The organism is Vibrio lentus, assembly GCF_030409755.1.
GTDB classification, from domain to species: Bacteria; Pseudomonadota; Gammaproteobacteria; order Enterobacterales; family Vibrionaceae; genus Vibrio; species Vibrio lentus.
On sequence record NZ_JAUFQE010000001.1, the window covers coordinates 1,029,780 to 1,043,372 of the forward strand.

A 13,593-nucleotide genomic window follows, 5' to 3' on the forward strand; every position below is an offset into this window, starting at 1 on the left:
AGCTTTTAGGTATTAGCTTTGGCCTTTAGCTCTAAGCTCTAAGCTCTAACAACAAATAGCACATAAAAAAATATCCGCCTTCTTAGAAGGCGGTTTTGCTTTATAACCCCCTAGAAGGGGGCGTCCACGCTATCAGTTCTTCAATAACTGCAGTTGTTGTTCATACTCTATGTCCTGTTTATCTTGGTGTCGGACATATCGTCGAATGACTTCTTCATTCACACCGACCGTATCTACAAAATACCCTCTAGCCCAAAAGTGATTTCCCCATAGTTTCTTACGTATATGTGGAAATTTATTGAAAAGTCTAATTGCTGTCCGGCCCTTTAAAACTCCTAACAAACTCGAGATCGACAACTTGGGAGGAATAATGACAACAAGATGAACATGATCTGGTTGAACATTTAACTCTAAAACCTCGCAGTCTTTCATATTGCACAAAATATAAATTGAACGATAAAGCTCCTTTCCAACCTTATCTTTCAAAATCTTATATCTATACTTTGGAGTCCAAACTATATGGTATTTGCAACGCCAATAGACATGTGATGAACTTCTGTAATCGCCCATGTGGTTGTTTCCTCTTACTTGTGGTGAATAAGAGGTTACTTCTAACATGGGCACTTCTTCAGGCTATAGCCTAGAGGAACAATCACCACCGCCCTAGGCGGTGGTTTTGAGGAGCCAATAAAAAGGGAAGCATCAGCTTCCCTTTTTTGATCCTGTCATTCCTAACTCAGAGTGTCCCGTCTCCAATGGAGTGTGACTAAAACAAGCTGAGCTGACCTAAATGAGAGTTCAACTCGCTCTAACGCTCATCTCATCAAGCTACTGACTTAATTTTTGTTACTCCAATTGGTTTGGCTAAAGTCTAAAGACGCACTGCTAGGCGCTGGTGACGATGCATTATCTGTGGTTTGAGCCGAACCCGTTTGGGACGCTGCGTGTTGCTCTGGAGAATATTGTTGGTTGTGCTCTGGGTTGGAGTTCGGGGTTTTCATCTCGAAACTCATTTCAACATCGCTGCCTTGCACATTCGACTCGTCAATTTCCTCTTCTTCAGTAACCTCTTTCACCTTTTTAGGGATCGGGATGTTACGTTTGTAGAGTTTATTCAACGCCTTAATAACCGAGTGTTTGGTGACGGCTTCTTGAGTCAATTTGGTCATGATTGGTTTCGTGAGAGCCTGCAGTCCTACGACAGCATCAACTCCAAGTTCACCCCCAACTTTATCCCTCAACTGTTTTGCTTCTGAATAACCAAAATGAGCGGACAAAAATAACCAAATATAGGCAATCGCATTACCGTGTTCACCATGGTCAATCCAAGCTTCACCGGCTCTAAACATGGCTTCTGCACTGTTCTTTTCCGCGGCAGTCTCAAAACAGTAAACAGCCTCACCATGATTGGGCTCGACACCAACACCATTCAAATAACTCAAACCTAGTTTGATTTTTCCGTCTAAGTTGTTTTTATCTGCGGCCTTTTGGTACCACTCAAATGAGCTTTCGGCTGAGTAATCTGGGTTTTCTTTGTCTAGACACCACTCACCCATAAACAGCATCGCCTCAGTGTTTCCGCCCGTTGCTGACTCTTCGATGTAGGTATAACCCTTGGGAATGTTCTTATCGGTTCCGCGACCAAAAACGAGTGCTTTACCCATCTCAAACTTCGCGCCCATATCGTTATCTAAAGCTGAGATCGCGAGCTGCCAAAAGTTGGCTTTTTCTCTCAAAATTAGGTCTTCTTTACGCTTCATACTCATGCGTACAATGCCGTACATGCCGGTGACATTATCTAAATGCGCGGCTTTGTCGTACCAATATAGGGCTTCTTTAATATTGTTACGTTCAGCCTCTTTCGCCAAATACAGAATCGATGGAACATGTCCAGTTTCGGCTTTGAAGTTACGCTCTTTTTGCTCTTGGATGCGTGCTTTTTCAATCGCCTTTCGGTAAGCGACAGCACGAGCTTTACGTTCTTGTTCCACTCGCTGCTTTCTTAACGACAAAGAAACCAACCATACGGCCACAAGTATTAACGAAAGAGCCGTCGCACCAATTGCGATTCCCATTGTACTCATAAAATATTTTAACCTAACTCGGCAGATACAAGACTCGACGTTGAGAGTGTGTTCTACCCATAGTGAATGTTATGTTTCGAATTACAGGGAAAAGTGCAGTTACTTACACGTTCCGCCTTAAAATGAACTTAGTTCAGTATCTCAGGATTACATTGCGATAAGAAGCCTAGGGGGTTCAATCCGTATGCAGTCCATAGACGATGTGATCTTGCTTCAATATAGATAAATCATGAAGGCTGCCTTTCATCAGAAAAGTCCTAAAGCTTGGTGACGCAATTGATTTTTTTTTCATCAACAATTTCGTGCAACTGCCGTACAGCTTTAGTTTCGTTTGGATAAAGAGACAGCTCTATGCCTAGGTCAATTGACCGTATATGTAAGCCAACTCGGCAACCGTCTTCGCCGAAAACTTCTTCATCAAACTCGCTCGGTGTACTTCCACCGTTCTCATGGCAATACATAATTCATCGGCAATTTTCTGGTTACGTTTGCCATCTATGATCTGCTTTAGTATGTCTATTTCACGCTCGGTTAGCGACGCATACGCTTGGCGATACACATTCATATGTAAGTGCTTTTCAGAAGCCTCTAGCCCTTGCTTGATTGCCGTAGCCAATTCGCTGCCTTTAACCGGTTTTTGAAAGAAGTTCACCGCGCCCGCTTGTAAGGCTTCTACCGCCATTGGCACATCGCCGTGACCCGTCAGATAAATCACCGACAATGGGCTCTGCGCTTTCACCATCAATTCATGAACTTGTTGCCCTCTCATTTCAGGCATTCGGCTGTCTAACACCACGCACCCAGCAGCACTCAAATCCACTGAATCCAGAAAGCTTGGGCCATCTTCATAGGCTGACACCGTGAAATCATGCTCTTCCAATAGGAACACCAATGAGTCACGCATCGACTCATCGTCATCAACCACATAGACCGGCAACGTTTGATGAAGTTCAGACATAACAAGATTCCTTATGAATCATTTGAAAGAGAAAAAGGTAACGTCACAGCGACGTGACAGCCATGAGGAGTTAATGATTTGATGGTCATTTGGCCGCTGTGGTCTTCAATCACATCTTGGCAAATCGCAAGCCCTAAACCCAAGCCATTTTCTTTGCTACTCACAAAGGCTTGAGTGACTTGTTGTTCGGTTAAATCTAAACCCGTTCCGTTATCGATAACCGACAGCATCATTTTATCCGGTTGATACTCGGTAATCACTTTAATTGTTGGTGGTTCGCTGTTTTTGTTATCAATATCAGACGCAGCGCTTTGTTCGCGGTGCTGTTGTGCGTTACACGCGTCAGTCGCATTGTTGATCAGGTTTACAATCACTTGCTGCAATCCCACAGGATCGACATGCAGTTGGATAGGCTTACCTACAGCGTGGCGCTCAATGGTTATCTTGTGTTTCTGTAATCGAAATTGGAGCAACTCAATGGTGTCTGTGAGTAACTGCTCGATGTCCGTCTGAGATTTTTCCGATGAGCGTTTCTTTATCATGTTTCTTAAGCGTTTGATGATCGCGTCTGCACGATCCACTTGAGACTGAATCTTCTCAAACACAGGTTCAATATCGGTCAATGGTTTGTTCTTCGCAATCCGTAATAAACCGCCTTCGCTGTAGTTGCGTATGGCCGCCAAAGGTTGATTGATCTCGTGTGCCAAGCTGCTTCCCAGTTCACCAACCACCGCGATACGTTGCGAATGTTCCAGCTGTTCACTCTTACTTTTCAGCTTGTGTAGCGTCGCTTCTAACTGTTTTTTACTGCGGCTGAATTTGTACTCTAACCAGAAGTGGTAAGCATTCAGTAACACTACAAAAATAAAGAACGCCCAAGCCCACTGTTGATTGTATTTAAGCCAGATTAACGCTTCCTTCCACCAAGGTTGTTGTAGTGGGTGCATGTCGAGTTGCTGATAAAGCTTGTCGATTGAGAGCAAACTTGTGGGTGACGTCCAACCCGAGGCATTCGCTGCAATGGCTGGCACACTGCTTTTGGGCATTGAAAACAGCACCTGACTCATTTGCTTAGCTAATGCCGAAGAGGCTCGCTCTGTTTTGGCAAACGACCAGTTGGAATACAGAGGCGTAGACACTTGGCATCGAAAGCCTTCAGGCGCTTGATTACCGATAACGCGATACTGACCCGCCACCAGCAAGCCTTCACTGATCATGCTCTCGACCAAACAAGCTGGCACCACAGCCGCTTCAATGTGTCCTTCTCGCAGTTGGTACAAGCTGGCATCGATAGGGAAACCTAAGAACTGTGTATTGGAAAAAAAGTGGTTGGGATTAAGCCCTTCTTGCATCACTTGGTAACGCATTGTTAAGTAACCACCAAATGCATTTTCCGAGACCGCTGCAATCGGCTTACCGCTCAGTTGTTCAAAAGAAATATAAGGCGACATTCTTCTCACCACCAAGGCCGAACCAATACTTTGCGTATTATTGGCACCCGGTTGTTCAAAGTTATGACTGGTCATGGTCGCCATCCAAGAGAGCGCGTACTGACGTCCTAATCGAACCGCCTGTCCTGGATTAGTAATAACAAAATCGACAGTGACTCCTTTCACTGCTTCGGCCATCTCTTCCAAGTTGAAAGGCTTGAGAACAAAGTGCTTACCCGCAATACGCTCAGACAACCAATCCATGGTTGGCTGCCAACGCTGCTGTGCCGAAAGTTTGCCTCGGGTCGCCAACACGCCAACCTCGATAATCTGGTCGGGTTCAGTGATCTTTAGGTTTGGGGTTGTGCTTGAAGCTGCTATCGCTTGTTCAGATTGAGCCGCGAAACACGCACCCGCGGTTAGGCTTAACCAGCAAAGGCTAACGATTGTCATTAGTTTTCGAACGGTCACTAAAATCTCTTTCTCCAAACCGACTGTTTATTCATTTTATTCTGTCGTCATTTCACTTCGTCTCACGCTGACGACATGTTTAAGCTTAACTTATGCCTTAGATCGCCTTAAATAAGCCTCTAAAACAAAGCATAACAGCTAGATAGCGAAAACCACATTTGTTCTAGATCAACTTTGATCTGGGTATGTGGAAATCCACAATACCCCGTGTGCGGTCAAAAACTGACAATGAGCCTAACAGATCGAATACCCATTTATAGGTACCTCTATGGACTCATTGAAAAGACGGTTTCTCAGCCAATTCGGTAAAGTTTCCGCCGGCGCTGCGCTCATTCCCATTACCGGAATCAACACCGCAGTCGCGAGCACAGCCATTCGCAATAACAACCAGCCTGACCGCAAAGGCGAAGTAGGCAAACGCTACGCGATGGCGATTGATTTACGTAAGTGCGTTGGCTGTCAGGCATGCACTGTTGGCTGCAGCGTGGAAAACCAAGCGCCGATTGGCCAGTTCAGAACCACCGTAAAACAGTATGAAGTCTCCCTTGATGATGGTTCGACAGCTCAACAAGACGTGAAATCATTCATGTTACCTCGCCTATGTAATCACTGTGACAACGCACCCTGCATCAAGGTTTGTCCTGTTCAAGCGACCTTCCAGCGTGAAGACGGCATTGTGATGGTGGATAACGAGCGCTGCGTAGCCTGTGCTTATTGCGTTCAAGCCTGCCCTTACGATGCTCGTTTCATTAACAACGATACGCTTACCGCCGACAAATGTACCTTCTGCGCACATCGCCTTGAAGACGGCTTACTGCCCGCTTGTGTAGAAACCTGTGTCGGTGGCGCGCGTGTCATTGGCGACCTTAAAGATCCAAACAGTGAAATCAATCGTCTGCTCAATGAAAACCAAGACGACATCAAGGTGCTCAAGCCAGAGCAGAATACCAACCCACATGTTTTCTATATCGGCATGAACGAGCGATTCGTTAGCCATATCGAAGGCCAACCTACGATTTATGATCCAGCCTCCATCGATAACTCATCCTCTAGCAAACAAGAATTGGCAATCGCGACACAAGGCAAACAAGGAGAGACAGCATGAATATCACTGAGGTGTTAGTTCCCGCTCAAGAGATCGCTTGGCTACCGTGGGCGGTTCAATATTTCTTCTACATCGGTTCGGCTTATGCGGCGGCTATTCTGTTTTTGATTGCACTGATATTCAAAAACTCAACCAGCCATCAATTCCGTTCTGCCCTTGTGCTTGTGATGGCCATCGGCGCGATTGTTGGGCCATTAGCATTAACCGGTGATTTGCACCAACCGGGACGTGCTTGGCACTTTTACGCCCACATCACGCCTTGGTCATGGATGTCATTAGGCTCTTTGTTTCTACCTCTATTCTCTGGTCTGGCTGTCGCGACTGCTTGGGTTTACCTGCGTGACGACATCGCACAGCTTAAACAAAGTGAAAACCCATTTCTAAAACGTTTGTCTTGGCTGACGCTAGGTCAATGGCAAATATCGTCAAAGCTGATGATTGCACTCGCTGCTGTGACGGCTATTTCGGGCCTAAGCATCGCGCTTTACACAGGCGCAGAGATTGCGATTTTGGCGAGCCGACCGCTTTGGCATCAACCGGCTTCTCCACTACTTTGGTTCACGACCGCATTCTTTGCTGCAACGGGTTTAACTCTATTGATTTGGGCTCTGCTGCCTTCAAGCAAACCAAGCTTAAAACCAACAGACCTAGCTCTAATACAAAGAACCATTACCTTAACAGGTGGCCTTGCCATCATTCTCACGTCGATTTGGGCATCTAACCATGGTCACTTCAATCTCTATGAGAACAACGCTTGGGGAATCAATCTAGGCATCATGACCACCAGTATTTTGCTGTGCATGATCTTAGTGCTCCCCCTACAACGCTTATCGCAAAGCAAGCTAGGAATTATCTGTGTAGCACTTGCGACCATGATTTCAGCATGGGCGGTACGTTGGGTCACCATAATGGAAGTTCAAACCATTCCACGTTTTGATGTAGGCCCATTCCCTTATGAACTGCCTATGGGTAGCGCTGGGTTACTTGGCATTATTGGTATGTGCGGCCTTTGGTTAGCGCTTGCGTTGTTCGCTTCTGAAATCGTGGCTACTGGATCGTCAAGAACAACTGGCTCTGCAACAAAGACAGCATCTAAGCCAAACCAAAACACACCGTCACCACTTAACCGCTCACATAGCTTGTAGTCTGAGGAATCATCATGGATAACAAACGTCGTCAATTTTTGAAAACAGGCCTTGCTGCCGGTGGTGTTGGAGCTTTTGCTGCAGGTTATGCGACAACCACAAAACACATGGTTCACGGTGCTATTGATGGCACCGCAGGTAAGAAAACCAATCACATCCATCACGGTAACTCACTCGAGACGGAATACAGTGTGGATGAGCAAGGTAAGATTTCGCCGAATCCAAACCAACGCGTTGCACCATCAATGTGTTTTGGCTGCTGGACATTGTGTGGCTTGCGTGTGCGTATCGATAATCGCAATGACGAGATTTTGCGCATCTCGGGCAACCCTTACCACCCGCTATCAAGCGACCAACAGATCCCGTTCAAAACACCTGTAAAAGACGCCTACATTGGCTTGTCTGGTGAATCCGGTATCAATAACCGCTCGACAGCCTGCGCCCGAGGTAACGGCATGTTAGAGATTCAAAACAGCCCATACCGAATCACTCAACCGCTCAAACGTGTCGGTAAACGTGGTGAAGGTAAGTGGGAACCGATCAGCTACGAGCAACTAATCTCTGAGATCACCGAGGGTGGTGACTTATTCGGTGAAGGTGAAGTTGAAGGCTTACGATCGATTCGCGACATCGAAACACCACTCGATCCAAACAACCCTGAATACGGACCAAAAGCCAACCAACTGCTTGTGACCAATGCCGGTAATGAAGGCCGTGACGACATCTTGAAGCGCTTTGCATTTAACAGCTACGGTACTCGCAACTTTGGTCACCACGGTTCTTACTGTGGCTACGCGTTCCGCGCAGGTTCAGGTGCGATCATGAATGATCTAGACAAGTTCTCGCACTTAAAGCCTGACTTCAACAACGCAGAGTTCATTCTTTTCATCGGTATGTCTCCGGCTCAAGCAGGTAACCCGTTTAAGCGCCAAGCAAGACAACTGGCTGAGGCTCGTACCAACGGAAAACTGAGCTACACCATAGTGACTCCAAGTCTTCCAGCTGGATCTTCAAGCCTTGCTGCGGGCGATCGCAACAACTGGCTACCGATCAAACCGGGCACCGATTCAGCATTAGTACTGGGCATGATCCAATGGATCATCGAAAACCAACGCTACAATCACGACTTCTTGTCTCGCCCAAGCGCACAAGCGATGCAAAAAGCAGGCACCACGCATTGGTGTAATGCTTCACATCTTGTGATCAGTGACGAAGCACACCCACAAAACGGGCGTATGCTTCGCGCATCGGATATGGGTTTGCTAGAAACAGGCGAACCTATGTCTGACGATGATGGATTTATCGCACTAGATGTGACAACGTCACTGTTATCATCGCATATTCAGGTGAATGAAGCGGCTCTGTTCGTCGATCAAGACGTAGAAATCGATGGTCAAACCGTTCGTGTTAAGTCTTCTCTACAAAGATTGAAGGAAGAAGCCTTCAAATACGACCTTGCTTATTACAGTGAGCAGTGTGAAATCCCGCAAGACCAAATTATTGCACTAGCGAAACGCTTCACCAGCTACGGGACAAAAGCAGTTGTTGATACTCACGGTGGCAACATGCACACCAACGGCTTCTACAACTCGTTCTCTATTCTGATGCTGAACGCGCTGATCGGTAACATCAATGCAAAAGGCGGTGCGATGGCGAAAGCGGGTGGCTACCCAACTTCTGTTGCAGGCCCACGTTATGACTTTACCAAGTTCAAAGGCAAAACTAAGCCTCAAGGCGTATTCTTGTCTCGCAGCAAATTCCCGTATCACAAGACCAGCGAATACAAGCGTCGCGTTGCTGCAGGTGAATCACCTTACCCAACGCGCGCGCCTTGGTACCCAATCTCAGCACCGCTGTTAACCGAGCATTTATCAGCAGCCATTGATGGCTATCCTTACCGCGCAAAAGCGTGGATCAACCACATGGCAAATCCACTTTATGGCGTTCCGGGGTTAGATAACTTGCTAGGTGAGAAGCTCAAAGATCCAAAACAGCTTGGCTTGATCGTCTCTATCGATGCCTTCATCAATGAAACAACAGCATTATCGGATTACCTCGTACCAGACACGGTTACCTACGAAAGCTGGGGCATGGCAACACCGTGGCATGGTGTTGCGACCAAAGCGATCACTGCTCGCTGGCCGATTGTTGAGCCTAAAACCTCACGCACTCAAGATGGGCGCGCCATCAACCTAGAGAACTTCTTTATTGATGTGGCGAAAACACTTGGCTTAGGTGGCTTTGGCGATAACGTAATCAAAGACAACCAAGGTAACTGGCACGGCATCCATAGTGCGGAAGATTTCTACCTACGCTCTGCGGCTAATCTAGCGTTCGTTAAAGGCGGAGTGCCGAATGTAGATGCCGAAGATATCGTTTGGTCTGGTCTAGAGCGCCTAGTGCCTGTGATGAACAAAACGCTCAAGCCAGAAGAGATGCTCAAAGTGGCGTATATCTTTGCGCGTGGCGGTCGTTTTGAAGACGCAACCAATGCCTACACCAATGAAACCATGAAATACAAATGGACCAAACCTTTGGCTATCTGGAATGAAAAGCTGGGTACCTCTCGCAACACCATCAGCGGCGAGCAGTACATGGGTTGCCCGACATGGTATCCACAGAAGCTGGCAGACGGCACACCTTTAGCAGAGCAGTTCCCGACCAAAGAATGGCCATTTACTCTGACCAACTTTAAATCCAACATTCACAGTGCGGTGTCTAACTTGTCACCACGTTTGGAGTCGATCAAAGGCGTGAACCCAGTTTACATTCACCCGCAAGACGCCTCTTCTGCTGGCATCAAAACAGGCGACGTATTTGCCATTGAAACACCGAGTTCAACTACACACGCGTTGGCGATGGTGATTGATGGTATCAAACAAGGCACATTAGGCTTTGAACACGGCTTTGGACACAAAGAGCTCGGTGAACGTGCACACTGGATTGGTGACACACAACAACCAGTGAAGATGAAGTCGAACGATGGCGTTAACATCAATGATATAGGCTTGATTGACCCGACGAGAGAAGGCAAAGGCGTCATGTTAGATTGGGTTGTGGGTTCAGCAGCAAGACAAGCACTTCCGGCTAAGATCTACAAAGTCTAATCAGTGATCCAGCATATATCCCTAGTCATTCCTGAATAGGGATACAACCGAGCAACTTCGCCATTCGAGGTTGCTCTGTTTTTAGCAGTCAATACATCGACAGCATTCAATCCGCGACAACCAATCCACCCCGCAACAACCAATCCAGTCGCGACAACCAAAGATTCATCACTTCTCTTTTCTTCTGTTCACCACAACTTTTTTAGTCAGTATCCATAAAGCGGCTATGCTTATAAAATCGGTGCCATAAAAGAGCCTTAACAAGCAGTTACACCGAGGCGAACATGGCAGTTCCCTTGCATTTCGTAAACAGCGATTGGATTGGCCTAACGGAATTCACATCAATACCATTATGGTGGTTGAGGTTATTAATGTGAGACCCACCTCAAATTCAAAGTGAATTAATGTGGAAATCCACAATAGCGCGAACAATCAATTATGTCGAAAATGCGTGCACTACAACCAATAGCGACGCCTCATGACTAAGCTGAAAATTAAAACTCAAACATTAACGCTTTGTATCGCAGCTCTGGGAAGCCTTTCTTTATCTGGTTTTGCACAAGCAGCGCCTAATCCAATGCCAGAAGCTGCAGAAACCTGTAGTGGCTGCCACCAAGCTGACGGTAAAGGCTTGCCCAACATTGCCCCTATGCTAGCAGGGCTCAATGCTGACTACCTTGAACATCAACTGGTTCTATTCTCTAGTGGTGAGCGTCAAAGCGCGATCATGAAGGGCATGGCGGATGGTGTATCAGATCCTGCTATTCGTCGTGAAGTAGCAGAGTACTTTGCTTCACTACCTTCATACGAATTTAGCGATTTAGAACAGCGCGGCTCACAAGCGGATATTGATAACCCCTACCGTAAGCTTGTATTCCAAGGCGATTGGGACAGAAACATTCCTGCTTGTGCAACCTGCCACGGCCCAAGTGGTATGGGCGTAGACAAATTCCCACGCCTAGCGAGCCAGCACGCCGACTACATTCAAACTCAGCTCAATGCTTGGAAAAACGGCACTCGAAAGGGTGATGATTTGAACATGATGGGCAATATCGCCGGTAAGTTAACTGACGATGAAATCAAAAACCTGTCTTACTACTTCGCATCTTTCCGATACTAAAGGGCTCGCATGAAAACATTACTTCTAATTACCGCAACCCTTGCCTCTGGAATCACTTATGCCGAAGCTGAGTTGCCCGATCGCCAAACCGAACTGCCCGCCGTTGAAAAACCACAAGATAATAAATATCTGGTGCCACGTGACTTGGTAGATATTCCTGATGGGGAATTTGGCGACAAAGTCAAACTGGGCTACTCGCTGTTTGTCGATTCTCAGCAGATGCGTGGGACGTTCGTAGGCAATGAACAAAACTGTGTAAACTGCCACATGCAAGCGGGCATGAAGGCAAATGCTGCACCTCTTTGGGGAGCGTACATGGCTTACCCTGCTTACCGTAAGAAAAACGACAAGGTAAACAGCTACGCAGAACGTATCCAAGGTTGTTTTACCTATTCAATGAATGGCTTACCACCAGCAGTAGGCTCAAAAGAGATGGTCGCGCTTACGGCCTACTCATACTGGTTGGCGATGGGTGGCATCTTAGATAAGAACGGCATGCAAGACACGCCCGTCCCTGAGATCAGCGATGCGGATTTACAAGTTGGAGGAAAAGCGGAGAGCTTCCCTCTTCCAGAAGAACTGTTAAGCAAATACCCAATTGATGATCGCAGCAAGCTGGCAGGTCGTGGCTACCCTAAGATTGCTAACCCTGAACAAGAGCCGTCGATAGCGCGTGGTGAAAAGGTTTATCAAACCAGCTGCCAAACGTGTCATGGTCAAAATGGCGAAGGCATTAAAGGGGCGGATGGTCGCTCATACCTGCCACCACTTTGGGGCGAAAACTCGTTCAACTGGGGCGCAGGTATGCACCGCGTGAACACCGCTGCCTACTTCATCTACGAAAACATGCCGCTTGGAAAGAGTAAGCAGCTTTCGATTCAAGATGCATGGGATGTGGCCGCTTTTGTGAACAGTCATGAACGCCCACAAGATCCTAGATACAAGGGTGATGTTGCAGGCAATGCTAAGCGTTACCACAACCACCAAGGTTACTATGGTAAAGAAGTCGACGGTGATGTACTGGGTTCTAAAGCGTACCCAAGTGGCAAGGAAGCGATTCACGAGCACTGATCTCGAGTCATGAGCCTCTATTCCCGAGAGTAAGAGCTGCTCAGGCCAGCTATAGCTAAGCTTTACATTGTAAATTAGTGACTGCAGGAAAAATAAAAAGGAGCCAGGTCATGTGACGATCTAGCTCCTTTTTTGTGTTTAAACTTTTAGAAAGACAACTAACCTTGCTGCATCTTTTCCCAAATGGTCGGAGAGCCAATATAGTCTTGAACCGTAGTAATGAACTCTTTGACCAGTTTGGTCTGCTTACGGTGCGGATACACAGCGTAGATTGCGGTATCAATCGTAGAGATCGGATAATCCGGCAGTAAAGTGACCAAGCCAAGTTCTTTCATTGAGGCATACAGGTTTGATTGATCAAGGAAGCCATAACCTAGACCATCTTTCACACAAGACACCATAGTACGAACATCACTCACCTTATAGTTGCCACGAATCGTTAGGCTTTGGAAGGTATTACCGTGCGGCTCTTCACTGATACGCAGATGATCGACCGTCATATCACCATTGGTATAAATCACGGCAGGTAACGCGAGTAGATCTTGTGGCGTCTTCGGCTCACCATGCTGCTTCACAAAATCATTCGATGCGACCAACATGAAGTTACTGTCGGCAATCTTCTTCGCAATCAAATTCGATTCAACAAGCTTACTGAAGCGAAACGCGATATCAAACTGCCCAGCAATGATGTTGGCGATCTTGTCGTCCAATGACAGCACAATCTGAACATCAGGGTACTTTCTCATGAACTGAGTAATGATAGGTTGCAAGTATTGTTGACCAAAATAGATCGGCGACGTAATTCGTAGCACACCTTTGGGTTCAGATTGGTACGAGTCGGCAATGCCTTGGATCTGATTGATAGTATCTTTCAGTACATAGGTTTGTGCGAGAATATCCTCACCCGCCGACGTCAACGAGAACGAACGCGTAGAACGGTTGAGCAACTGAACACCTAAATCTTGCTCGAGTTTTTTTATCTGTTTAGAGAGTGATGAGTTGTCCATATCATGCAAGGTTGCCGCTTTGGTAAACGACCCTTGTTGAACCACATCTAAGAACAATAACAACTGATTAGTATTTGGCACTGCGCCTCTCCTGA

10 protein-coding genes are annotated in these 13,593 nt (G+C 46.7%); 5 read left to right on the top strand and 5 right to left on the bottom strand.

Going from position 1 to position 13,593, the window contains the following annotated elements; all coding sequences use genetic code 11:
- Window positions 1–132 precede the first annotated feature (132 nt).
- The 4 genes from tnpA to QWZ07_RS04255 form a co-directional block, all read right to left on the bottom strand.
- Window positions 133–570, bottom strand: coding sequence for an IS200/IS605 family transposase (gene tnpA / locus QWZ07_RS04240; RefSeq protein WP_192854770.1), 438 nt, complete (start codon window positions 568–570; stop codon window positions 133–135).
- A gap of 266 nt (window positions 571–836) precedes the next feature.
- Window positions 837–2,075 (bottom strand): tetratricopeptide repeat protein, encoded by a 1,239-nt coding sequence (locus QWZ07_RS04245; RefSeq protein ID WP_102339958.1) that lies wholly within the window; start codon window positions 2,073–2,075, stop codon window positions 837–839.
- Between the two features lie 364 nt (window positions 2,076–2,439).
- Window positions 2,440–3,042 carry a response regulator transcription factor gene (locus QWZ07_RS04250; RefSeq protein WP_076668421.1) on the bottom strand — a complete coding sequence of 201 codons (603 nt, stop codon included), beginning with the start codon at window positions 3,040–3,042 and terminating at the stop codon, window positions 2,440–2,442.
- An 11-nt stretch (window positions 3,043–3,053) separates the two neighbouring features.
- Window positions 3,054–4,943, bottom strand: coding sequence for a sensor histidine kinase (locus tag QWZ07_RS04255; protein ID WP_192853664.1), 1,890 nt, complete (start codon window positions 4,941–4,943; stop codon window positions 3,054–3,056).
- 268 nt (window positions 4,944–5,211) lie between these two features.
- Between QWZ07_RS04255 and dsrO the strand changes: the two genes are divergently transcribed.
- The 5 genes from dsrO (at window position 5,212) to QWZ07_RS04280 (ending at window position 12,491) form a co-directional block, all read left to right on the top strand.
- Window positions 5,212–6,048 carry a sulfate reduction electron transfer complex DsrMKJOP subunit DsrO gene (gene dsrO / locus QWZ07_RS04260; RefSeq protein ID WP_192853663.1) on the top strand — a complete coding sequence of 279 codons (837 nt, stop codon included), beginning with the start codon at window positions 5,212–5,214 and terminating at the stop codon, window positions 6,046–6,048.
- Complete coding sequence (nrfD, locus tag QWZ07_RS04265) at window positions 6,045–7,193, top strand: NrfD/PsrC family molybdoenzyme membrane anchor subunit (protein ID WP_192853662.1); 1,149 nt, start codon at window positions 6,045–6,047, stop codon at window positions 7,191–7,193. Before dsrO ends, nrfD begins: the two co-directional genes overlap by 4 nt.
- 14 nt (window positions 7,194–7,207) lie before the next feature.
- Complete coding sequence (locus tag QWZ07_RS04270; protein WP_192853661.1) at window positions 7,208–10,300, top strand: tetrathionate reductase subunit A; 3,093 nt, start codon at window positions 7,208–7,210, stop codon at window positions 10,298–10,300.
- Window positions 10,301–10,778: 478 nt separating this feature from the next.
- Window positions 10,779–11,420, top strand: a complete 642-nt coding sequence (locus QWZ07_RS04275) for a c-type cytochrome (protein ID WP_192853660.1) — start codon at window positions 10,779–10,781, stop codon at window positions 11,418–11,420.
- 9 nt (window positions 11,421–11,429) lie between these two features.
- The gene (locus QWZ07_RS04280) at window positions 11,430–12,491 is read left to right on the top strand and encodes a c-type cytochrome (RefSeq protein ID WP_192853659.1); all 1,062 of its coding nucleotides are present in this window, start codon (window positions 11,430–11,432) and stop codon (window positions 12,489–12,491) included.
- Window positions 12,492–12,649: 158 nt separating this feature from the next.
- On the opposite strand, the gene QWZ07_RS04285 is transcribed toward QWZ07_RS04280, so the two are convergent.
- The gene (locus QWZ07_RS04285) at window positions 12,650–13,579 is read right to left on the bottom strand and encodes a LysR family transcriptional regulator (protein WP_004732134.1); all 930 of its coding nucleotides are present in this window, start codon (window positions 13,577–13,579) and stop codon (window positions 12,650–12,652) included.
- Window positions 13,580–13,593: the final 14 nt, after the last annotated feature.